We start from the raw sequence: 21,792 nt of genomic DNA on the forward strand, positions 1-21,792 counted from the left end.
GGGCGGGGTTTCGCCGTCGTCGCCGACGAGGTTCGCACCCTGGCGCACCGGACCCAGCAGTCCGCCCATGAGATCGAGGGAATGGTTCAGCGCTTACAGTTGAGTTCGCAGCGAGCGGCCGGGGAGATGACCAGGAGTCAGCAGGGCGCGGCCTCGTCCATGGAGACCGCCGGCAAGGCGGGGCAGGCGCTCGGGTCGATCACGGCGGCGGTCGAGGGAATCTCCGCGACCATGGGTCAGATCGCCAGCGCCGCCGAGGAACAGACGGCGGTCGCGACCGAGATCGCTCGGGGCATCGTCTCCATCAGCGAGGCGACCCGGCACTCGAGCGATAACATGGTCGAACTCGGGCAGGCGGGCCAATGTCTGGAGGAACTGGCGGGCGAGTTGAGGGATCAGGCGACCCGGTTCAAGCTCTGAGGGCGGCTTCCATCGCTGGTGGCCGGAGTCTTTCCCAGCCTCACCAATCCTCGATGAACACACGCAGCGCTTCGCGCAGCAAGGGCAGCAGGGCCTCCCGGTCCAGCTCGGGATGGTTGATGGCGCGCGCCGAGAGACCGTCGAACAGGGCCATGATGATTTCGGTCACGGCCGCGTCCGCCGCGCCGTCCTGGCCGCGCGCGCGGCGCAGAACCCCCATCAGCCGCTCGCGCTTGACCCGGTCGGCCGCGCGGACGCTGGCGGCGACCCTGGGGTTGCGGGCCGCCTCGGCCAGGATCTCCAGCTCCAGGGCCGCGTTGTCCAGATCCGTCTTCTCGGTCAGACCGATATCGACCCGGTCGATGAGCGCCTGAAACACGTCCTCGGCATTCTCGAACTGCTGGACCATCTCCAGCGATTGCTCCAGCTTGCGCTCGACCAGCGCCGTGATGATCGCCTCCTTGTTCTCGAAGAAGTGGTAGATGTGCCCCGGACTCATCCCGGCCGTCTTGGAGAGTTCGGCGATGCTGGTGCCGTGGAATCCCTCGCGCGCGAAGCAGGTGGCGGCCGCGTCCAGAATTTGCCGCCGCCGCGCCAGGGCGCGCGGCAGGTCTGGGTCAAGTGGCTGCGACATAGGCTCTCTCCATTCGTCGGGTTTGGGATCGCCGCTGTCGGGTCGCGCCAGCATAACGCTTGCCTCTTGACGGTACGGCCAGGGATGCTTAGATTGAATAAATATTCTAGAATGAACGTTCAGTCAATATCCTTGCGCGCCGAGGTGTCCATGAACCCCGAAATCAACCCTCCGTCAGCCGCTGTTGCGTTGCCCCCGCTTGTCGCGGCGGTCTTGCTTGTCGCGGGGCTCTCGCTGGGCGGCTGCGAGCGGTCATCGTCGACCTCCGGTCCGGGCGCTGGACCGGGCGGTCCTGGCGGGCCGCCCGCCGAGGTAGGCGTCGTGACCGTCACGGCGCGCTCGGCGACCCTGACCACCGAGCTTCCGGGGCGCACGGCCTCCTATCGCATCGCCGAGGTGCGGCCTCAGGTCGGGGGCATCATCCAGGCGCGCCGATTCGAGGAAGGCGGTCCGATCGCCGTGGGTCAGGTGCTCTACCAGATCGACCCGGCGGTCTACCAGGCGACCCACGACAGCGCCGAGGCGGCCCTGGCGCGCTCGCGCGCGACGCTCGAACGCGCGCGGCTCAAGGCCGAGCGCTATGCCAATCTGGTCAAGGCCAAGGCGGTGAGCCAAGAGGATTACGACGACGCCGAGGCGGCGCTGAAGGAAGCGGCGGCCAGCCTGGCGGTCGACGAGGCCGAGCTGGCCAGCGCCCGCATCAATCTTGAGTACACCCGCGTGACCTCGCCGATCTCCGGGCGCATCGGCCGCTCGGCCGTGACCCAGGGCGCCCTGGTGACCGCCAATCAAGAAATGGCGCTGGCGACCGTCCAGCAGCTCGATCCCATCTATGTCGACCTCACCCAGTCGAGCGCCCAGCTGCTGCGTCTGCGCCGCGCGCTGGAGGACGGCCAACTACGGCGTCCCGACGGCGATCAGCCGAAGGTGACGCTGACCCTGGAGGACGGGAGCGCCTATCCGCTCGACGGCCGACTGGGGTTCTCCGAGGTGAGCGTCGACGAGGGCACCGGCGCGGTCACCCTGCGCGCGACCTTTCCCAACCCGGACCATGTCCTCTTGCCCGGCATGTTCGTGCGCGCGATGGTGGAGGAGGGGGTGCGCGAGGAGGCGATCCTGGCGCCGCAGCAGGGCGTGCAGCGCGATCGGCGCGGCAAGCCGTTCGCCCTAGTGGTGAACGCGGAGGGCCAGGTCGAGCAACGGCCACTGAAAACCGACCGCGCCATTGGCCATCAATGGTTGGTCGACGAGGGACTCGCCCCGGGCGACCGGCTGATCGTCGAGGGTCTTCAGAAGGTGCGCGCGGGCGACAAGCCCCAAGTGGTCGATGTCAGCGACCAGCCGGGCTTCGTCGCGACGGCCCGAGCCGACTGATCCCGACCCATCGAACCTCCGAACCAGACACCGAGCACCTCGCCATGGCCCGCTTCTTCATCGACCGCCCTGTCTTCGCCTGGGTCATCGCCATCGTCATCATGCTGGCGGGGATCCTGTCCATCCGCGCGCTGCCGGTGTCGCAGTATCCCAGCATCGCCCCGCCCGCGATCGCCATCACGGCGACCTATCCCGGCGCCTCGGCCCAGACGGTCGAGGACTCGGTGACCCAGGTCATCGAGCAGCAGATGAACGGGCTCGACGGTCTGCGCTATATGTCCGCGACCAGCGAGTCCAACGGACTGGCGACCATCACCCTGACCTTCGACAATGGCGTCAACCCCGACATCGCGCAGATGCAGGTGCAGAACAAGCTGCAACTGGCGAATGCCCTGCTGCCCTCGGTCGTGGTGCGCCAGGGCATCCAGGTCGCCAAATCGGTGCGCAACTTCCTGATGGTGGTCGCCTTCGTCTCGCGCGACGGAACCCTGACGAACGCCGACCTTGGGGACTATGTCGCCAGTCTGGTCAAGGACTCCATCAGTCGGGTCGAGGGCGTCGGCGAGATCACGCTGTTCGAGTCGCAGTACGCGATGCGCCTCTGGCTCGATCCGAATCGGCTCAACCAGTACGGGCTCACCCCCGCCGACGTGGTGGCCGCGGTCGAGGCCGAGAACGCCCAGGTCTCGGCCGGTCAGTTGGGCGCCATTCCGGCGATCCCCGGCCAGCAGCTCACCGCGACCGTCAACGTCCAGAGCCGGCTCAACAGCCCGGACGAATTCGGCGGGATCCGGCTGCGCACCCAGTCCGATGGCTCCACGGTGCATCTGCGCGATGTCGCCCGCATCGAGCTGGCGAGCGAGAGCTATGGCCGCTCGGCGCGCCACAATGGCCGCCCGGCCGCCGGCATGGCGATCCGGCTCGCGACCGGGGCCAACGCCCTGGAGACCGCCGACGCGGTCAAACGCGAGCTCGACGAGCTGGCCGCCTTCTTCCCGCCCGGCATGGAGGCGGTCTTCCCCTACGACACCACGCCCTTCGTGCGCATCTCCATCACCGAGGTGATCAAGACGCTGTTCGAGGCGGTGCTGCTGGTGTTCCTGGTCATGTATCTCTTTCTCCAGAACTTCCGCGCGACCCTGATCCCGACCATCGCGGTCCCCGTCGTGCTGCTCGGCACCTTTGGCGTGCTGGCGGCCTTCGGCTATTCCATCAATACCCTGACCCTGTTCGCCATGGTGCTGGCGATCGGCCTGCTGGTCGACGACGCCATCGTGGTGGTGGAGAACGTCGAGCGGGTGATGCGCGAGGAAGGGCTCCCGGCGAAGGAGGCGACGCGCCGCTCCATGGATCAGATCACCAGCGCCCTGGTCGGCATCGCCCTGGTGCTCTCGGCGGTCTTCATCCCCATGGCCTTCTTCGGCGGCTCGACCGGGGTCATCTATCGTCAGTTCTCCATCACCATCGTCTCGGCCATGCTGCTGTCGGTGGTGGTCGCGCTCACCCTGAGTCCGGCCCTGACCGCGGCCCTGCTCAAGCCGATCGCGCACGGTCCCAGGCGCGGCTTCTTCGGCTGGTTCAACCGCAACTTCGAGCGCAGCGTCGGTCTCTATGGCCGGAGCGTGGGCGCCATCCTGAAGCGGCGCTGGCTGTTCCTGGTCGTCTATGTCGCGCTGGTCGCCGGCCTGGTGGTGTTGCACGAGCGGATGTCCACCTCCTTCCTGCCCGACGAGGATCAGGGCATCCTCATCATCCAGGCGGTGCTGCCCTCGGGCGCGACCCGCGAGCGCACGATCGAGGTGCTCAAACAGGTCGAGAGGCACTTTCAGGACCAGGAGCAGGAGGCGGTCAAGGAGCTGATCACGGTCTCCGGCTTCAGCTTCTCCGGCCAGGGCCAGAACATGGCGATCGGCTTCATTCGTCTGAAGGACTGGTCGCAACGTCAACGCCCCGACCTTCACGTCAAGGCGATCGCCGGACGCGCCATGAAGGCATTCGCCGGGATCCGCGACGCGCGCGTCTTCGCCTTCGTACCCCCGGCGGTCATCGAGCTGGGCACCGCCTCGGGTTGGGACGTGCAGCTTCAGGATCGCGGCGGTCTGGGGCAGGAGGCGATGGCGGCGGCGCGCGGGCAGTTCCTCGGGATGGCGATGCAGAACCCGAGCCTGGTCGCCGTGCGGCCCAATGGCCGCGAGGACGAACCCCAGTATCAGGTGGAGGTCGACCGCACCAAGGCCGGCGCGCTCGGGCTCTCGCTCGACGACATCAACCAGACGCTCTCGGTCGCCTGGGGCAGCGCCTACATCGACGACTTCGTCCACGAGGGACGGGTCAAGAAGGTCTATGTCCAGGCCGACGCGCCTTTCCGGATGCTGCCGGAGAATCTGGATGCCTGGTACGTGCGCAACGCCGATGGCGACATGGTCCCTTTCTCGGCCTTCGCCACCGGCCATTGGACCTTTGGCTCGCCGCGACTGGAGCGCTACAACGGTCTGCCCTCCGCGGAGGTGCTGGGACAGGCGGCCCCCGGCCTGAGCTCGGGCGAGGCCATGCAAGTCGTCGCGGATCTGGTCGCCAAACTGCCACCCGGCATCGGTCTGGAATGGACCGGGCTCTCCTTCGAGGAGCGCGCCGCCGGCGCCCAGGCCCCGGCGCTCTACGCGCTCTCGGCGCTGGTCGTCTTCCTGGCGCTGGCCGCGCTCTACGAGAGTTGGTCGGTGCCCTTCGCGGTGATGCTGGTGGTGCCGCTCGGCGTGCTCGGCGCCGTCGCGGCGGCGCTCGGTCGCGGGCTGCCGAGCGACATCTATTTCCAGGTGGGCCTGCTCGCGACGATCGGGCTCTCGGCCAAGAACGCGATCCTGATCGTGGAGTTCGCCAAGACGCTTCAGGAGCAGGGCCAGGACGCGGTGAGCGCGGCCTTGCAGGCGGCGCGCATGCGTATCCGCCCGATCGTCATGACCTCGCTGGCGTTCGGCTTCGGTGTCTTGCCGCTGGCGATCGGCACCGGCGCGGGTTCGGGCGGACAGAACGCCATCGGGACCGGGGTGCTGGGGGGTGTGCTCGCCGCCACGCTGCTGGGCGTGCTCTTCGTACCGCTCTTCTTCGTCCTGATTCGCGGGCGCCCGCGTGGTCGCTCGTCCACATGATGGCGCTTCGTTCTCCTTGTCTCGGGTAGTGAATCTGTCAATACTGACCGCTCATCGTCAGCGAACTAGGAGAGGGTGCGTGGAGGTGTTCATCGGTAATTTGCCCGGACAGGCGACCCTGGGCGATCTCGTGGGTTTTCTCCAGGGCATCGAGCTGCGGACGGACTTCCGTTTCCAGAGGGGCCGCGATCGAGATAACCGCGACTATCACTTCGTGGTGGCCCGCGCCGCGACCCGCGAGGAGGGCCTGGCGTTGATCGCCAGGCTCAACGGTCAATTATTCGAGGGGCACCTGGTCGAGGCGCGCGAATACCGTCGGCGCGCGATTCGCCTGGGATGGCCGGGGGCTGAACGGCGGGTCAATCGTCTCTAAGTCGGGGCTTCGTGGCCGCACCCTTGCCCGGTCGCGGGTCCGGGTAGGCCGCGTCGAGCGCCTCCTCGGCAATCGCCTGCAACTGGAGACGCTGCAACATATGTACATGCCGAATGATGGCCTCGCGATCGGCATCGCGCAGATGAACGAAGTCCAGGGCGGTTCGACGGACGGCGGATTCCTGATCCGAGCGGATGACTCGGGCGATCGCCCGGATGTGACAGCGATCGGGAAATAGCGTCAAGCGCGCCTCCACGAGCGAATCGAGCGCGAAAATCTCTCCTTGATCCAGGCTCATGCCCTGGGCGCTGAGGTTGACCAGGGTATCCGGCGTCACGGAGAAGCCCTCTCCGTCGCCGATCGCCAGCGCCAGGATTTCGATCTGCTTCTCCAGCACCTTGACGTAGGCCGCGACGGTGGGGAATTTGTATTCCAGGCTTCGCCGCTCGGGCAGATGCTTATCGCGCACGGCGCGCAGCTCGTTGAAGAGTCCGGCGCGCGCGCTGGGGTCGTCGATGCTCGCGATCAGGCTGGCCTCATCCTCCGGGCGGATCGCCTCGAGTTGGAGTCCCACCCGATCCTCGATGCGGAAATAGCGCCGTCGATCCTGCTCGCGTGCCTGTTCCTGTATCCGGTCCAACTCGGCCTTATTCACCGGGGCGGCTCCTGTGCTTCCGGCGGCGTGGCGCCATCGGTCGCATTCTCAAGCAAGGTCTTTGAACTGCGTTCGCCGAGCACGATGATCTCCACGCGCCGGTTGGTGGCGCGGCCCTCGGTTGTCGTGTTGGGTTCCAGGGGGCGATTCTCCGCGTAGGCGCGGATCTCGATCCGCTCTGGTTCGATGCCGCCGATCTCGGCCATGGTGTGGGCCACGGCCGCCGCGCGCGCGGCCGAGAGCACCCAGTTCGACGCGAACTCGCGGGTCTGGATGGGAATGTCATCGGTGTGTCCGGCGATCAGGATCTTGCCTTGCACCTGATTGAGCGCGTCGGCGATCTTGGTGAGCACCGCGCGGAACGCGGCATTGATCTGGGCGGAGGCCGATTGGAAGGAGCCCTTCTCGCGGATGCGGATGATGACCTGATCGTCGATGGTGCTGATTTCCAGCAGTCCCTCGGAAATCTCCTCGCTCAAGGCTTCCTTGAGTTCCTCCGCCTTGTCCTTGGCGTCCTCGATCGCCGGATCCTTCACCATCAGGAAAGGATCGGTCTCGCTCGCGGTCTCCTGCCGGATCTCGTTGATCAGGGTGGGCTGGGGCTGAGCGGGCGAGAATTCCTGGGCGATGATGCTGGTGCCCATGGGCAAATCCATCGCCGTCTTGATATCGCGCTGGACGCCGAAGGCCACCTTCATCGAGCCGGCGATCTGCTTGAACTTCAGCACGTCCATTTCGGAAAACGACAGCAGCAGCACGAAAAAACACATCATCAGCGACATGAGGTCGGCGAAGGTCATGATCCATTCGGGCGCGCCGGGTGGCGGACATTCGGTCTCCTCGCATTCGTTCTGTTCCACGGCGTTATCCCGGTTCGGCGGCGGTTAGGATCATCAGTCCTTGCCCGAGCTCTGTCTCTGGCTTTCCGGCAGATAAGTCATGAGGAGCTGCTCCAGAACGCGCGGATTCAAGCCTTCCTGAATCCCTGAAATGGATTCCAGAATCAGTGTCTTGGATAGCTTTTCCTCGCCACTCCTGAGTTTGAGTTTTTCCGCGATGGGCGTGGCTACCGCATTGGCGATCACCGCGCCATAGAGCGTAGTCAGAAGCGCCACGGCCATGGCGGGACCGATGCTCTTGGGATCGGACATGTTCGACAGCATCTGCACCAGACCGATGAGCGTCCCGATCATGCCCATGGCGGGCGCGACCTCGGCCGTGGCCTTGAAGACACCGTAGCCGGCCTCCTGACGCTGGATGGTGAGGTTGATGTCCTTGCTCAGAACCTTCTGGACAACCTCGGGGGGGTGGCCGTCGATGCAAAGACCGATGCCCGTCTGTAGAAAGGGGTGCGAGATCTGCTTGCCCTCCAGCGCCAGCAGTCCCTCGCGGCGGGCGACATTGGCCAGGGCCACGGCCTCCTCGATCAGATCGGTCGGGGCGACGCTTTTGTGCAGGAAGGCGCCCATCGCCACCTTGAAGCTGCCGAGGAACTGAGCGAAGGTGGTGCGAAACAGCACCACGAAGGTGGTTCCACCGATCACGATGACGATCGACGGCACATCGATAAAGACCACGACATTGCCGCCGAGCACGATGGCGCCGATCATGACACCAACCGCGCCAACCAATCCCAACAGGGTAGCCAAATCCACGTCGTTATCCTCGCCCGTGACGACCCTGAGATCGGTCGACCCGGCCGGTTGAACAGAAAACCGAATGTCACCGGCCGTGCCAACGCCAGGTCGGAGCGCCTGCATTCTCATTGATCCCGCCACGCGGGTCCAGCCTCGTCATGAGGCTACAATGCGGCTTTATGTCCCGTTTGGCTTTCTCATCGATGAAATCCGCCCCCGATATTTTCTCCTACCGCAAGCACTGGGCCTACAAATTCGGCGCCGCGCCCGAGCTGCCCATGTCGCGCGCCGAGATGGACCTGCTCGGCTGGGACAGCTGCGACATCCTCATCGTCACCGGCGACGCCTATGTCGATCATCCATCCTTCGGCATGGCCGTCATCGGCCGTCTGCTGGAGGCGCAGGGCTTTCGGGTTGGTCTCATCGTCCAGCCGGACTGGACCTCGGTGGAGGATTTCCAGCGTCTGGGGCGGCCGAATCTCTTCTTCGGCGTCACGGCGGGCAACATGGATTCCATGGTGAACCGTTACACCGCCGACCGCCGGCCGCGCTCGGACGATGCCTATACCCCGGACGCCGCGCCCGGACGGCGTCCGGATCGCTCGGTGACCGTCTATGCCCAGCGGGCGCGCGAGGCGTTCAAGGGGGTTCCCATCGTCATCGGCGGGATCGAGGCCAGTCTGCGCCGCATCGCCCATTACGACTACTGGTCGGAGACGGTGCGCCGCTCGGTGCTGGTGGATTCCAAGGCGGACCTGCTGATCTTCGGTAACGCCGAGCGGGCGATCGTCGAGCTGTCGCATCGACTGGCGCGCGGGGAGCCGATCGCCGCGATCCGCGATCTGCGCGGGACCGCCTTCATGCGCGGCGACTGGCCCGAGGGCTGGACGACGCTCGACTCCAGCCGGCTCGACACGCCGGGCCGCTTGAGCATCCATAACGATCCCTACGAGACCGACCCCAACTGCGAGGGTCGGGCCGAGGGCGTGCCGGTCGCCGGTCCAGCGCCGCGCGTCGATCGCGCGACCACCGTGATCCGGCTGCCGTCCTACGAGCAGGTGCGCGACGACCCGGTGCTCTATGCCCATGCCTCGCGGGTCTTTCATCTGGAGACCAATCCCGGCAATGCCCGCGCCCTGGTCCAGGCGCATGGGACGCGCAACCTCTGGCTCAACCCGCCGCCCATCCCGCTGACCAGCGCGGAGCTGGACGGGATCCACGAGCTGCCCTTCACCCGCCGGCCCCATTCCAGCTATGGCGAGGCGCGGCTGCCGGCCTGGGAGATGATCCGTCACTCGGTGATCATCCTGCGCGGCTGCTTCGGCGGCTGCACCTTCTGCTCCATCACCGAGCACGAGGGCCGGATCATCCAGAACCGCTCCGAGTCCTCGATCCTGCGCGAGATCGCCGACGTGCGCGACCGCGCGCCGGCCTTCACCGGGACCATCTCCGACCTCGGCGGTCCGACCGCCAACATGTGGCAGATGGCCTGTCGCGATCGCGAGATCGAGGCCGCCTGCCGGCGTCTCTCCTGCGTCTACCCGGACATCTGCCGTAACCTCAACGTCGACCACGAACCGCTGATCCGGCTCTACCGCAAGGCTCGCGCCATCCCCGGCATCAAGCGTGTCCTCATCGCCAGCGGGCTGCGCTACGACCTGGCCGTGCGCTCCCCGGCCTATATCCGCGAACTGGTCACCCACCATGTCGGCGGTTATCTCAAGATCGCCCCCGAGCACACCGAGCCGGGACCGCTGAGCAAGATGATGAAGCCCGGCATCGGCGCCTTCGACCGCTTCAAGAGCCTCTTCGACCGCTATACCCGCGAGGCCGGAAAAGAGCAGTATCTGATTCCCTACTTCATCTCCGCGCATCCCGGAACGACCGACCTGGACATGCTCAACCTGGCGGTCTGGCTCAAGCGCAACGGCTTTCGACTGGATCAGGTGCAGTCGTTTCTGCCGACGCCGCTCGCGCTCGCCTCGGCCATGTATCACACGGGTCGTAATCCGCTGAAGAAGGTGACACGGGATTCGGAACAGGTTCCGATCGTGCGCGCCCACAAGCAGCGACGGCTGCACAAGGCGTTTCTACGCTATCACGACCCCGAGAACTGGCCCCTGCTGCGCCAGACGCTCAAGGACATGGGCCGCGCCGACCTCATCGGCAACGGCAAACGCCATCTGGTGCCCAGCTTCCAGCCCGCCGGAACCGGCGGCGCCCCGGAAGGACGGCGCGGCGCCCCGACACCGAGGAAGCCCCCAGCCGCCGGACCGACCCGCGCCAAGCCACCGGGCCGACGGCCACCTCGCGCCTAGTCGTGGATACGCGAGGCGTATCTACGGCTCCCGTTTCCAGAACAGACAGGTTCCTGGCTCGTCGTCCAGGATGAAGCCGTAATGGCGTCCCATCCAGTAGGCCATCAGATAGTCGACGCCGCCGTAGACCTGATTCGGCGTGCCGGGATCCTGGAGCTTCCAGGGATGGCGCTCCCAGACGAAGGTGCTGGGGACGCGCTCGTCCACGTTCACCGCCACGGCCGAGATGCCGGGACAGGATTCGCTCTGCGGATAGACGTCCCGAAGATCGCGCGGCAGGGCCAGGTTGGGCGCGGACGGGAAGCGGACGAGCTGTTCCGCGTGGACATCCACCACGGTTCGAATCTCGTCCTCGGCCGGCGCCTGGGAGGCGTAGATGAAGGCGAAGAAGACATTCTTATGGTCCTTGACCTCCGCCCACATGGCGTCGCGTAACACCTCGCGTTGCAAGCGTCCCTTGCGCGTCGGATCGGTCTCCAGCCGGGTCCAGCCATAGAGCGGCATGAAGCCGATGTTGAGGCCGAAATAACCCTCGTCGCAGCGGTTGGTGTTGCGCCAGCGCGCGGCGATGTCCAGCCATTCGTCGGCATGCCGGGCATAGTGATCGGCGATCGCCTGGCGACGCTCGGCATACTCGGGCACGCCCTCGGTGACTTGCAGCGCCACGTTGAACATGGCGCCGAGCTGGATCGCCTCGGTCGCCTGATAGAGGTTGGGGAAGGAACCGAAACCGGGCACCTGACGCACCAGGTCGGCCGCGTTGGGCAGGAAGAAGAGTACGCCTTCGCCCGCCGCCTCGAACGGACTGATCGTGAGGCTCAGGGTGGGGATTCCGTTGGGAGCATCCGCTTCGCTGAAGACCGCGTAGGGGATGCGGACATCGGTCGTCAGCGGGTTGCCGTTGAGGCTGAGCTTGACTGCCCGGCTCTCGCTGCTCATGAGTTGTTCGATGAATTCGACGACATCCTGGCGGATGAACTCGCGGATGGCCGGACTGCGGGTCGCCTCGTAGGCGAGCGAATAGCCGAGCATCACGCCCTGATACTGATCGCGACTGATATTGCCGCGCCAATGCCAGAGCGCGCCCTCGTAAGACACGTCGCGATGCACCTCCGGCTCGCTCGCGCTCAGGATCGCCTGGATTGGCGCGGGGCTGTCCGCCGGAGCCGCGTAACGCGCCAGATAGCCGGGATCGCCTGGGATGTTCCACCAGCGGTGCAGCGTCTCGACCGTCTCGCGCATGGCGCGGTCCGCGTCGGGCGCGCCCGTGGTCATGAAGCGCAGCGCCTCGGCGGCCAGATAGGTTCCGGTCCAGATCGCCGAATCGCGCCGGCCGCTGTAGGCCAGTACCTCGCTCAGGGTCTCGTCCGTGAACTGGGTGGCCATCACGCCCCCGGCGGGCATCATCCAGCGATGCAGCCAGGCGGTGTGAAGACGCGCCAGGTTATGGGTCTGACCGGCCCGATCCCAGGGGCCGGGGCTCCAGCGGTCGGTGGCGGGCGTCCACAACTGGCAGCTTCGCCCCTGACCGAGGTCGCCGACGCGACAGCTATCGGCGCAGGGCGCGACGATCTCGGCCTGGGTCGGGGCCAGGGAGAACAGCAGGATCGTCAAGGCGGCCAGGCGGGTCTTTCCCGGCATGGCGCGGCTCTTGGACTGGAGTAGGGAAGGGGGGGCCTGCATCCATTGCCGGGGATGTCTCCACATCCGCGCGGATCGCGGCATCGCATCTGACAGGGTCATGGTCTTCTCCTTATTGGTGTCCCACCTCGCGACGCGAGGGAACGGCCGAAGCGACAGGCGCCATGGAGTGTAGAATAACGGCGGGACGAGATTCGCTCCCGCTAACGTCCTTACCCGCGACGCCCTGCGCGGCCACTCCAGGCTTATGATGTCCCATAGCTCGCTTGCAACGCCACCTCGAACGATCGCGGTCGATCTCACGCCACTTTTGCCGGGGGGCGAAAACGGCGGCGCGCGGATCTTCATTCTTGAGCTGCTGGAACACCTTGCCGAAATCGCCCCAGGCACGCGGTTCATCCTGCTGACGCAAGCGGCCTCGCATGACGAACTGGCCCGGTTGGAGCGCCCCAACATGCATCGCCGAATGGTCGTCGGGGCGCTGGTCGGCAACGCGCTGCGTCCGCGTTTGGCCCGACTGGCTGGCCGGCTGCTGCCCTTCGTGCCCGCGCGCCCGAGACGCGCCCTGAGCGACCTGGCCTACCAGGTCAACGCCAGGCTCAAGCGGCTCGGTTCCAAGGGCCTGCTCGGCGAGTTGGGCGTCGATCTGCTGTTCTGTCCATTCACCGCGCCCACCTATTGGGAGCCGGGGTTGCCGACCCTGTGCACGCTCTATGACCTGCAATATCTGGCCTTCCCCGACTTCTTCTCACCGGAGGATCGGGCGCTGCGCGCGCGAACCTTCGAGGAGATCTGTCGTCGCGCGTCCCTTGTGGTCGCGATCTCCGATCACGCGCGCGCGACCGCCATCGACCAGGGGCGGCTCGATCCCGCGCGCATCCGGGTCGTTCACCTGCGGATGGCGCGGCGCTTGAGTGCCTGGATCGGTCAGGAGAGCGGGATTCTCGAACGTCTCGGACTCGTGTCCGGTCGCTATCTGATCTATCCTGCCAATTTCTGGCCCCACAAGAACCACGGGCGACTCCTGGCCGCCTTCCGGATGGCGCGCGAGGCGGGCCTGTCCGACGGAATCAAGCTGGTTTGCACGGGCGCGCCAGGGACGCGCCTGGAACAACTGCGCGCCTTGGCGAGGGGGCTCGATCTCGGCGGGCACGTCTCTTTTCCCGGCTACCTGGAAGACGCGGAACTGGCCGCTCTGATCGCCCAAGCCGCCGGCCTCGTCTTTCCATCCCTGTACGAGGGCTTCGGTCTGCCGGTGATCGAGGCCATGGCGGTCGGGGTTCCGGTCGCCGCCAGCCGTGCCGCCGCCCTCTCCGAGGTCGCGGGTGACGCGGCCTACCTGTTCGATCCGGTGCGGACGGAAGAGATCGCCGAGGCGATGCTTTTACTCACGCGCGACGAGGTGCTCCGCTCCAGACTCATCCAGGCCGGACCGCGACGCGCCAGGGATTTTTCCGACGCGCGCGCCATGGCCCTGGAGTATTGGGCTCTGTTCCTTGAGGCCATGGGCGGCGCGTGCACCGAATGGAATATCAACGACAGCAAAGGGTCGAGAGTTTGAAAAAGAAAGCCTTCATCACGGGAATCACGGGGCAGGACGGCTCCTATCTGACCGAGCTTCTGCTGGCCAAGGGCTATGAGGTTCACGGCTCGGTACGACGGACCAGTTCGCTCGAACGCAGTCGTCTCGCGCATCTCTACGCCGATCCCGAGGTCTACAACCAGAGCCTCTTCCTTCACTACGCCGACCTCGATGACCCGACCACGCTCAGGCGCGTCCTCTCCAGGGTGCAACCCAGCGAGCTGTATCATCTCGCCGGACAGAGTCATGTCGGACTGAGCTTCGAGATCCCGGAGACGACCTGCGAATTCACCGCCATGGGAACCCTGCGTCTGCTGGAGATCCTGCGCGATCTGCCCGAGCCGCCGCGCTTCTTCCATGCTACCTCCAGCGAGATCTTCGGCCGCCCGGCCCAGAGCCCGCAGACCGAGGACACCCCGATCGCGCCGATCAACCCCTACGGCTGCGCCAAGGCGTTCGCGACCCAGATGGTGCGCGTCTACCGCGAAAGTCACGGCCTCTTCGCGGTGAATGGCATCCTCTACAACCACGAGTCCCCCCGGCGCGGCGAGAACTTCGTTACCCGCAAGATCTGCCATGCCGCGGCGGCGATCAAACTGGGCCGGCAGCGGGAACTCGTCCTCGGCGACACCAGCGCCCTGCGCGATTGGGGACATGCGCGCGACTATGTGCGGGGCATGTGGCTGGCGCTCGACCAGGAGACGGCGGATGACTATGTCTTCGCCACCGGCAAGCTCCACAGCGTGCAGCAGGTCATCGAGGCCGCCTTCGCCGCCGTCGATCTCGACTGGTCGGGTTATGTGAAATTCGACCGGCACTTCCTGCGCCCCAGCGAGCCGCTGCATCTGCTCGGCGACGCCACCAAGGCCAGGACGCGGCTCGGATGGTCTCCGGGCATCCCCTTCCAGGAGTTGATCAAGGAAATGACCATCGCTGAATTGAATCAATTGACACGCACCGATCCCAAAGGAGCCGCCTGACCATGTCCGATCGCAAAGTCGCCCTTGTCACGGGTATCACCGGGCAGGATGGGGCCTATCTCGCCGAGTTGCTGCTCGATAAGGGCTATCTGGTCCATGGCATCAAACGGCGCAGCTCGCTGTTCAATACCGATCGTATCGATCATCTCTATCAGGATCCGCACGAAACCGACCGCCGTTTCGTCCTGCATCACGGCGATCTGACCGACTCCAGCAGCCTGATCCGCATCATCCAGCAGACCCAGCCGGACGAGATCTACAACCTCGCCGCGCAAAGCCATGTCGCGGTCTCCTTCGAGGAGCCCGAATACACCGCCAATTCCGACGCCCTGGGCGCGCTGCGCATTCTGGAGGCGATCCGCATCCTGGGTCTGGAGAAGAAGACCCGCTTCTATCAGGCCTCGACCTCCGAGCTTTACGGTCTGGTGCAGGAGATTCCACAGAGCGAAACGACGCCCTTCTACCCGCGCAGCCCCTATGCCGTCGCCAAGCTCTACGCCTACTGGATCACGGTGAATTACCGCGAGGCCTACGGTATCTATGCCTGTAACGGCATCCTCTTCAATCACGAGTCACCGCTGCGTGGCGAGACCTTCGTCACCCGCAAGATCACCCGCGCGCTCGCCCGCATCAAGCTCGGCCTGCAGGACTGTCTCTATCTCGGCAACCTGGACGCCAAGCGCGATTGGGGTCACGCCCGCGATTACGTCGAGATGCAATGGCTCATGCTCCAGCAGGATCACCCGGAGGATTTCGTGATCGCCACCGGCGTCCAGTACAGCGTGCGCGACTTCGTCGACGCGGCGGCGGCCGAACTGGGGATGGCCATCGCCTGGTCGGGTCAGGGTGTCGAGGAAACCGGAACCGACGCGCGCGGCCAGGTCGTGGTGCGGGTCGATCCGCGCTATTTTCGTCCGACCGAGGTCGAGACCCTGCTCGGCGATCCCAGCAAGGCCAAGGAGAAACTCGGCTGGGTGCCGAGAACCAGCTTCGAGGAACTGGTCCGCGAAATGGTCCGGGAAGACCTCAAGGCCACGGAGCGCGACGACCTGGTCAAGAAGCACGGCTTCCGAACCTTAGATCACCACGAGTAAGTTCGGGCATGAGCAGGGATCCACTCGTCACGATCGCCGTCCCGTCCCTGAATCAAGGGCGCTATCTCGACGAGGCGCTCGCCTCGATCTTTCGGCAGGAGCTTCCAGTGGAGGTCTTCGTGCTCGATGGCGGCTCCACCGACGGATCGATCGAGATCATCGAGCGCTGGTCGGATCGTCTGGCGGGCTGGCGCAGCCGCCCGGACGAGGGACAGTCGGCGGCGATCAACGAAGGCATCGCCCAGGGGCGCGCGCCCTTCGTCGGCTGGCTCAACAGCGACGACTGGCTGTTGCCCGGCGCCCTGGAGACCCTCCAGCGCGCCCTGCGTGACGCCCCCGCCGCCCCCGCGGCCTACGGCTGCGCCTGGAATCACGACGAGGCCACCGGCACCCGGCGCCCGGCCTGGACGCGCCCGTTCAGCGAGCGGTTGTTCGCGAACCTCTGCTTCATCTCTCAGCCCGCGACCCTGATTCGTCGCGCGGCCTGGGAGTCCGTCGGCGGACTCGATCCCGGTCTGCGCATGGCGATGGATTACGACCTTTGGTGGCGGCTCCACAAGAGCTGCGGCCCGCTCGAATTCGTCGAGGCCCATGTCGCCGTCAATCGCGAGCACGGCCAGACCAAGACCCAGAGCCAGCGCCACCTGCATTACCGCGAGGCCATCGACGTCGTCCGGCGTCATCACGGGCGCGTACCCCTGAAATGGTGGCTGGCTCGGCCCTACGCTGTGTGGTACCGCGCGTTCAAAAACCAATGGAGTCAGCGATAGGTTCAGCCATGCCAACAATCGTCCCCGTTTCGCGCGAGCGCCATGCCGCCAAGCACTGGAAACCCTTCCAGTCCTACGCCTTCGCTCGCCAATCGGCGCTGGTCCCGCTCGTGGCCGCCGAGATTCCCAAGGCGGCCATGGCCATGCCCCTGGCCTTCATTCGCCAGGGCGATCAGACCCTGCCCGTGGCCCTCATGGGTCTGGAGCCGGACAAGAATGTATTCGTCGCCCGCGACGGTCGCTGGCTCGGGCCTTATGTGCCCTCCGGGCTGCGTGGTTATCCCTTCAGTCTGGCCCGGACGGAGGCCGACACCCTGGTGCTCTGCGTCGACGAGGACAGCGGCCTGGTCGTCGACGGACCCGAGGGCGAGCCACTCTTCACCGCCGCCGGCGAGCCGACTGAGGGGCTTGGCCGGATCCTGGAGTTTCTCCAGCAGATCGAACGCAACCGCGTCCTGACGAGCCAGGCCTGTGCCGCGCTCGCGCGCCATGAACTCGTGCATACCTGGCCGATCACGCTCGGCGGAACGACGGGCGAGCGGCGGGTCGAGGGACTCTTCCAGATCGACGAGGCCGCGCTCAATCAGCTATCCGACGAGGCCTTTCTGGATCTGCGCCGTGCCGCCGCCTTGCCGATCGCCTATTGCCAACTCTTGTCGATCCAGCATCTGCCGCGATTGGGCGAGTTGGCGACCGCCAGCGCGGCGGTGCCCGCTCCCGCCCCGGCGGCGAGCGGCTTCGTGCTGGGAGATGAGGACGTTCTTCATTTCAACTGGGATCGGCCCGAGACGGGCTAGTTCTCGACCCAGGGCCGGTATTCGGCTAGAATCAGCGGCCTTCTCCAATAGTCAGAAGGGCGTTGGGTGGCCGTCGCCTCCGGTCCTTGCGCCCCGGTCTCGTTAGGACAGGCTCTGTCCCGCCTTTTCCGTCCGCGGCGTCCTGTTCGACAAGCTTCGACCGCTGACCCTCACACCCCGCTAGACAGCCGGCAGAACACTCGTGAAATCAAATCATCGCCATGACGACGAATTGCGCTCGGCCCTCAAGGCCAGCCGCGACTCCTTTCTCTTCGCCGGATTTTTCAGCCTTTTCATTAACCTGCTGATGCTGGTTCCGGCGATCTACATGTTGCAGGTCTACGATCGCGTTCTGGCCAGCAGCAGCGAGTCGACCCTGCTCATGCTGACCATCCTGGTCGTCGGTCTGTTCGCGGTCATGGGGCTTCTGGAGGTGCTGCGTTCGCGCATCCTGGTGCGTGTCAGCGCGCGGCTGGACATGCTGCTGAACCCCCGACTCTTCACCGCCATGTTCGATGCCAAGCTGCGCGATGGGCGCGGTGCGGGCGCGCAGCCGATCGAGGATCTCACCAATCTGCGCCAATTCCTGACCGGAAATGGCCTCTTCGCCTTCTTCGATGTGCCCTGGATGCCGGTCTACATCTTCGTGCTCTTCCTCATGCACCCCTGGCTGGGCTGGTTCGCGATCGGTGGCGCGGTTCTCCTGTTCGCGCTGGCGACCGCCAACGAACTCATCACCCGTCAGCCGCTCGGCAAGGCCAATGGGCTGGCCATTTCCGCGCGCGGTTATCTCGGCGGCAATCTGCGCAATGCCGAGGCGCTCGAGGCCATGGGCATGCTGGAGCGCGTGCACGGACGCTGGTTCGCGCGTCACCGGGAGGTGCTCCGGCTCCAGGCGCTCGCGAGCGACCGCGCCGCGCTGCTCTCGAACGCCAGTAAGGTTCTGCGCGTTACCCTGCAATCGCTCATTCTGGGCATGGGCGCCTATCTGGTGATCCAGCAGGAATTCACGCCAGGCATCATGATCGCCGGTTCCATCATCCTCGGGCGCGCCCTGGCTCCGGTGGATCAGTTGATTGGCGGTTGGAAGGGCTTCTTGTCCGCGCGCTCGGCCTACAAGCGTCTGCACGATCTCCTGATCGCGATCCCCGAGCGGCCAAAGTTCATGAGCCTTCCGGCCCCCGATGGGCGGCTCACGGTGGATGGCGTATTGGCCGCGCCCCCCGGTTCGAACGTGCCGGTGCTGCGTGGTATCCGCTTCGAGATCGCCGCTGGCGAGATCGTCGGCGTTATCGGACCCAGCGCCGCCGGCAAGTCAACCCTGGCGCGCGTCCTGCTTGGGGTCTGGCCCGTGGCCGCCGGCAAGGTCCGCCTCAGCGGGGCCGATATCGGCCACTGGAACCGTGAGGAACTCGGCCCCCACATCGGCTATCTGCCTCAGGACATCGAACTGTTCGACGGCACCGTGAGCGAGAACATCGCCCGGTTCGGCGAGGTCGATCCGGAGCAGGTGGTGGCCGCCGCTCAGCGCGCCCAGGTACACGAGATGATTCTGCGTCTGCCCAAGGGCTACGACACCCCCATCGGCGACGCCGGAGCCGTGCTCTCCGGCGGTCAGCGCCAGCGTATCGGGTTGGCCCGCGCCATCTACGGCAAGCCCGTGCTGGTGGTGCTCGATGAGCCCAACTCCAACCTGGACGACCAGGGCGAGGCCGCGCTGGTCAAGGCCATCGCCCAACTCAAGGCCGAGGGCGCCACCGTCATCATCATCACGCACCGTCCCAGCGTGTTGAACTCGGTGGACAAGATCCTCGTCCTGCGCGAGGGGCTGGTGGAGATGTTCGGCCCACGCGACCAGGTGCTGGCGCAATTCGCCCGCCCAACCGCCGTCGCGCGCCCAACCGCGACCCTCCCATCCCAAGCCGCCGGGTAGGATGGGTAGAGCGAAGCGAAACCCATCCTCAAGACTCCGAGGCTTGGGCTTGAAGATCAGGACGGGCAGAGCCGCCCGGCACGTCACGACAGCCCTAACTCCGACGCCGGCGGACGCGAAACCCATCGCGCCGCCTGGAACGATGAAACCCGCTTCGCGCGTCCCATCCTACGACTCCACGCTCAATCACACTCAAATCAGGTCACCAAGCCAACGATGGATATCACCGTCATCCCCCGCCATGTCGACGAGCCAGCCGACAAGGCCATCGTCCCGACCAGCGACAAGCCCGAGCGCATCGCCGGACTTCTGATCCTGATCGTGGCGCTGGGCGGCTTCGTTCTCTGGTCGCTTCTGGCCCCGATCGATGGCGCCGCCGTGGCTCCCGGTGTCGTGGCCGTCGAGTCGGCGCGCAAAACGGTCAAACATCTGGATGGCGGTATCGTCAGCGAAATCCTGGCCCGCGAGGGCGACCGCGTGGCCGAGGGCGACGTACTGGTTCGCCTGGACGATACCGAAGCCAGCGCCCAGCTCGAGATCGCCCGCGGACAGTTCCTCTCGCTCCGCGCCCAGGAGGCACGGCTCCTGGCCGAGCGCGACGACCTGGAAGATATCGGGTTTCCCGACGAACTCCTCGCCGAGGGCAACGACCCCCGCATCCGCGAGGCGATCACCGGTGAGCAGCGGGTGTTCCAGGCCCGCAAGAAGGCGCTGAGCGGCGAGCAGCAGGTGCTTCAGCAGCGCAGTGAGCAACTCCAGGAGCAGATTCGCGGTCTGGAAGCGCTCGCCGATAGTAAGACCAAGCGCATCGATCTCTACCAGGAAGAACTCGATGGACTCCATAAGCTGTTCGACAAGGGTCTCGGCGACAAAAGTCGGCTGCGCGAATGGGAGCGTCTGTCCGCCGAGTTGGAGGGCGAGCGCGGCCAGCATCAATCGGATATCGCCAGCGCCCGCGTCCAGATCGGCGAGGCCGAGATTCAGGCCGCCCAGTTGAAGCGCCGCTTCACCAGCGAAGTCGTCACCGAACTGCGTGACGTGGAAACCAAGCTCGCCGATCTGCGCGAGCGGATGCGCGCCCTGGGCAAGACCCTGGAGCGCACCGAGATCAAGTCCCCAGCCGCCGGCGCGGTCGTCGGGACCAGCGTCCATACCATCGGCGGCGTCATTCGCCCAGGCGATCCCATCCTGGACATCGTTCCCGAGGGCGAATCGCTCATCATCGAGGCCCGCGTCCAGCCGATCGACATCGATCGTGTCGCTCCAGGGCTCGAAGCCGACCTGCACATGAGCGCCTTCAACGCCCGGACGACCCCGGTGATTCCTGGGCAAGTCCTGACGATCTCGGCCGATCGTCTGGTCGATCAGGCGACCAATCAGCCCTATTACCTGGCACGCATCCAGGTCACCCCCGAGGGCATGAGCAAGCTCAAGGGGCGCGTACTCCAGGCCGGAATGCCCGTCGATGCCATGATCAAAACCGGCGAGCGCACCTTCTTCGACTATCTCATCCGCCCGCTCACGGATCGCGTGTCTAGCGCCTTCAGGGAAGAGTGATCTGGCGAATTCTCCTCGCCCGTCGATCCTGGTCGAGTCCTTGGAGGCTCGACAGGTTCGTCTGAAATGCGAAGCCCGTCAGATTTCGATCTGAAAGCCGATGGACCCTTTTAGCGCTGTTGTACACTGGATATCGCATTCCAGACCGAGGTTTCCGAATGCGTCACTCAACAGTTGGAGGTTGGAAAAATGCTTTGGATTCATGGTTCGATCGATTTGGCGGATAGTTCCGGCTCGCCTTCCTCCCAAGCTGGAAGACTATTTGATCCTGGGCGAACGCCCATGAATCCAGGCGGGGCACTAAATACCCGGCCAATCTTGCGCGGCGGTTACGCGGCGGCGTTCCTCGCGGTGGCCATGCTACTGCCGGGTCTTGGAGCGGCAAGCGACGCCATGCTGGATATCTTGCGTTCAAGCGCCAGTTCGCCGAGTTCCGGACTTAAAGCAGAGGGCTCGGTCAAGGCCCCCGCCGAGTCATTCGCGACCCGGACGGGTGATGTCATCCTGGGAACCGATCGCCTCCTACCCATGGCCGGTGCCGCGGGGCGGCAGTCCTTTGCCCCAGGATCGCTGGCTTCCAGATCGCTCGCGGTCGAGTTCTTTCCCGACGCCTATGTCGAGATCGTCGTGGCCTCCGAATCACGCCCGGACCCGAATACCCTGTCGCTCAACGGGCATCTTCCAGACAGCGACCTGTCCACCTTCTCATTGACGGTCACGCCAGAGACCTATCTGATGACCTTCAGCGATCCGAATGGCGTTTACCTTTATCGTGTCACTGGAGACACCGAAACGGGTATTGGCCAGGTCACCGAATATGATCTTCGCAATAGGCCGGCCGTGATTCACTCCACCCCTCTCATTCCTCCGCTGGATTGATG

General features: G+C 65.6%; 18 protein-coding genes. 13 read left to right on the forward strand and 5 right to left on the reverse strand.

Annotation, left to right across the window (positions count from 1 at the left end):
* The coding region (locus tag CKO27_RS19410) for a methyl-accepting chemotaxis protein (protein WP_242471011.1) at positions 1–420 on the forward strand (420 nt) is incomplete at its 5' end.
* A 40-nt stretch (positions 421–460) separates the two neighbouring features.
* Here CKO27_RS19410 and CKO27_RS19415 read toward each other — a convergent pair.
* Positions 461–1,054: a TetR/AcrR family transcriptional regulator gene (locus tag CKO27_RS19415; protein WP_200376574.1), complete on the reverse strand. Its 594-nt coding sequence runs from the start codon at positions 1,052–1,054 to the stop codon at positions 461–463.
* A gap of 150 nt (positions 1,055–1,204) precedes the next feature.
* Here CKO27_RS19415 and CKO27_RS19420 point away from each other — a divergent pair, with 150 nt between their 5' ends.
* The 3 genes from CKO27_RS19420 to CKO27_RS19430 all read left to right on the forward strand — a co-directional run bounded on the left by CKO27_RS19420 (position 1,205) and on the right by CKO27_RS19430 (position 5,947).
* A complete protein-coding gene (locus CKO27_RS19420) occupies positions 1,205–2,428 on the forward strand; it encodes an efflux RND transporter periplasmic adaptor subunit (protein ID WP_200376575.1) in 1,224 nt (407 codons plus the stop codon).
* A gap of 44 nt (positions 2,429–2,472) precedes the next feature.
* Positions 2,473–5,574, forward strand: a complete 3,102-nt coding sequence (locus CKO27_RS19425) for an efflux RND transporter permease subunit (protein WP_200376576.1) — start codon at positions 2,473–2,475, stop codon at positions 5,572–5,574.
* Between the two features lie 79 nt (positions 5,575–5,653).
* Positions 5,654–5,947, forward strand: a complete 294-nt coding sequence (locus CKO27_RS19430) for an RNA-binding protein (protein ID WP_200376577.1) — start codon at positions 5,654–5,656, stop codon at positions 5,945–5,947.
* Here the strand turns inward: CKO27_RS19430 and CKO27_RS19435 are convergent.
* Genes CKO27_RS19435 through pomA form a run of 3 tightly spaced genes read right to left on the reverse strand, consistent with a single transcriptional unit; the run spans position 5,934 to position 8,257 of the window.
* Positions 5,934–6,602, reverse strand: a complete 669-nt coding sequence (locus CKO27_RS19435; protein ID WP_338116127.1) for a PilZ domain-containing protein — start codon at positions 6,600–6,602, stop codon at positions 5,934–5,936. The two genes, CKO27_RS19430 and CKO27_RS19435, sit on opposite strands and share 14 nt — an antisense overlap.
* Positions 6,599–7,462: a flagellar motor protein MotB gene (locus CKO27_RS19440; protein WP_338116128.1), complete on the reverse strand. Its 864-nt coding sequence runs from the start codon at positions 7,460–7,462 to the stop codon at positions 6,599–6,601. Before CKO27_RS19440 ends, CKO27_RS19435 begins: the two co-directional genes overlap by 4 nt.
* Before the next feature lie 33 nt (positions 7,463–7,495).
* Positions 7,496–8,257: a flagellar motor protein PomA gene (gene pomA, locus CKO27_RS19445; protein WP_200376578.1), complete on the reverse strand. Its 762-nt coding sequence runs from the start codon at positions 8,255–8,257 to the stop codon at positions 7,496–7,498.
* 185 nt (positions 8,258–8,442) lie between these two features.
* Between pomA and CKO27_RS19450 the strand changes: the two genes are divergently transcribed.
* Entirely contained in the window at positions 8,443–10,557 is a 2,115-nt protein-coding gene (locus CKO27_RS19450; protein ID WP_200376579.1) for a YgiQ family radical SAM protein, read from the forward strand.
* A gap of 21 nt (positions 10,558–10,578) precedes the next feature.
* Here CKO27_RS19450 and CKO27_RS19455 read toward each other — a convergent pair whose 3' ends face one another.
* A complete protein-coding gene (locus CKO27_RS19455) occupies positions 10,579–12,300 on the reverse strand; it encodes a hypothetical protein (protein ID WP_200376580.1) in 1,722 nt (573 codons plus the stop codon).
* Between the two features lie 208 nt (positions 12,301–12,508).
* Between CKO27_RS19455 and CKO27_RS19460 the strand changes: the two genes are divergently transcribed.
* The 8 genes from CKO27_RS19460 to CKO27_RS19495 all read left to right on the forward strand — a co-directional run bounded on the left by CKO27_RS19460 (position 12,509) and on the right by CKO27_RS19495 (position 21,790).
* A complete protein-coding gene (locus tag CKO27_RS19460) occupies positions 12,509–13,759 on the forward strand; it encodes a glycosyltransferase (protein WP_242471012.1) in 1,251 nt (416 codons plus the stop codon).
* Positions 13,756–14,760: a GDP-mannose 4,6-dehydratase gene (locus CKO27_RS19465; protein ID WP_242471013.1), complete on the forward strand. Its 1,005-nt coding sequence runs from the start codon at positions 13,756–13,758 to the stop codon at positions 14,758–14,760. The genes CKO27_RS19460 and CKO27_RS19465 overlap by 4 nt, the downstream gene beginning before the upstream one ends.
* 2 nt (positions 14,761–14,762) lie before the next feature.
* Entirely contained in the window at positions 14,763–15,854 is a 1,092-nt protein-coding gene (gene gmd, locus CKO27_RS19470) for a GDP-mannose 4,6-dehydratase (protein ID WP_200376583.1), read from the forward strand.
* Between the two features lie 8 nt (positions 15,855–15,862).
* Positions 15,863–16,624, forward strand: coding sequence for a glycosyltransferase family 2 protein (locus CKO27_RS19475; RefSeq protein WP_200376584.1), 762 nt, complete (start codon positions 15,863–15,865; stop codon positions 16,622–16,624).
* A gap of 8 nt (positions 16,625–16,632) precedes the next feature.
* Entirely contained in the window at positions 16,633–17,421 is a 789-nt protein-coding gene (locus CKO27_RS19480; RefSeq protein ID WP_200376585.1) for a SapC family protein, read from the forward strand.
* 202 nt (positions 17,422–17,623) lie between these two features.
* On the forward strand, positions 17,624–19,354 hold the full coding sequence (locus tag CKO27_RS19485) for a type I secretion system permease/ATPase (protein WP_200376586.1): 1,731 nt from the start codon (positions 17,624–17,626) through the stop codon (positions 19,352–19,354).
* Between the two features lie 216 nt (positions 19,355–19,570).
* Positions 19,571–20,911 carry an HlyD family type I secretion periplasmic adaptor subunit gene (locus CKO27_RS19490; protein ID WP_200376587.1) on the forward strand — a complete coding sequence of 447 codons (1,341 nt, stop codon included), beginning with the start codon at positions 19,571–19,573 and terminating at the stop codon, positions 20,909–20,911.
* 189 nt (positions 20,912–21,100) lie between these two features.
* Positions 21,101–21,790, forward strand: a complete 690-nt coding sequence (locus tag CKO27_RS19495; protein WP_200376588.1) for a hypothetical protein — start codon at positions 21,101–21,103, stop codon at positions 21,788–21,790.
* Positions 21,791–21,792: the final 2 nt, after the last annotated feature.

Source organism: Thiocystis violacea (assembly GCF_016583575.1).
Lineage (GTDB): Bacteria > Pseudomonadota > Gammaproteobacteria > Chromatiales > Chromatiaceae > Thiocystis > Thiocystis violacea.

Bases quoted from the DNA above. Each gene is read 5' to 3' on its own strand.
- CKO27_RS19415 (WP_200376574.1), bottom strand. From the start codon at position 1,054: ATGTCGCAGCCACTTGACCCAGACCTGCCGCGCGCCCTGGCGCGGCGG.
- CKO27_RS19420 (WP_200376575.1), top strand. From the start codon at position 1,205: ATGAACCCCGAAATCAACCCTCCGTCAGCCGCTGTTGCGTTGCCCCCG.
- CKO27_RS19425 (WP_200376576.1), top strand. From the start codon at position 2,473: ATGGCCCGCTTCTTCATCGACCGCCCTGTCTTCGCCTGGGTCATCGCC.
- CKO27_RS19450 (WP_200376579.1), top strand. From the start codon at position 8,443: ATGAAATCCGCCCCCGATATTTTCTCCTACCGCAAGCACTGGGCCTAC.
- CKO27_RS19455 (WP_200376580.1), bottom strand. From the start codon at position 12,300: ATGACCCTGTCAGATGCGATGCCGCGATCCGCGCGGATGTGGAGACAT.
- gmd (WP_200376583.1), top strand. From the start codon at position 14,763: ATGTCCGATCGCAAAGTCGCCCTTGTCACGGGTATCACCGGGCAGGAT.
- CKO27_RS19475 (WP_200376584.1), top strand. From the start codon at position 15,863: ATGAGCAGGGATCCACTCGTCACGATCGCCGTCCCGTCCCTGAATCAA.
- CKO27_RS19480 (WP_200376585.1), top strand. From the start codon at position 16,633: ATGCCAACAATCGTCCCCGTTTCGCGCGAGCGCCATGCCGCCAAGCAC.
- CKO27_RS19490 (WP_200376587.1), top strand. From the start codon at position 19,571: ATGGATATCACCGTCATCCCCCGCCATGTCGACGAGCCAGCCGACAAG.
- CKO27_RS19495 (WP_200376588.1), top strand. From the start codon at position 21,101: ATGCTTTGGATTCATGGTTCGATCGATTTGGCGGATAGTTCCGGCTCG.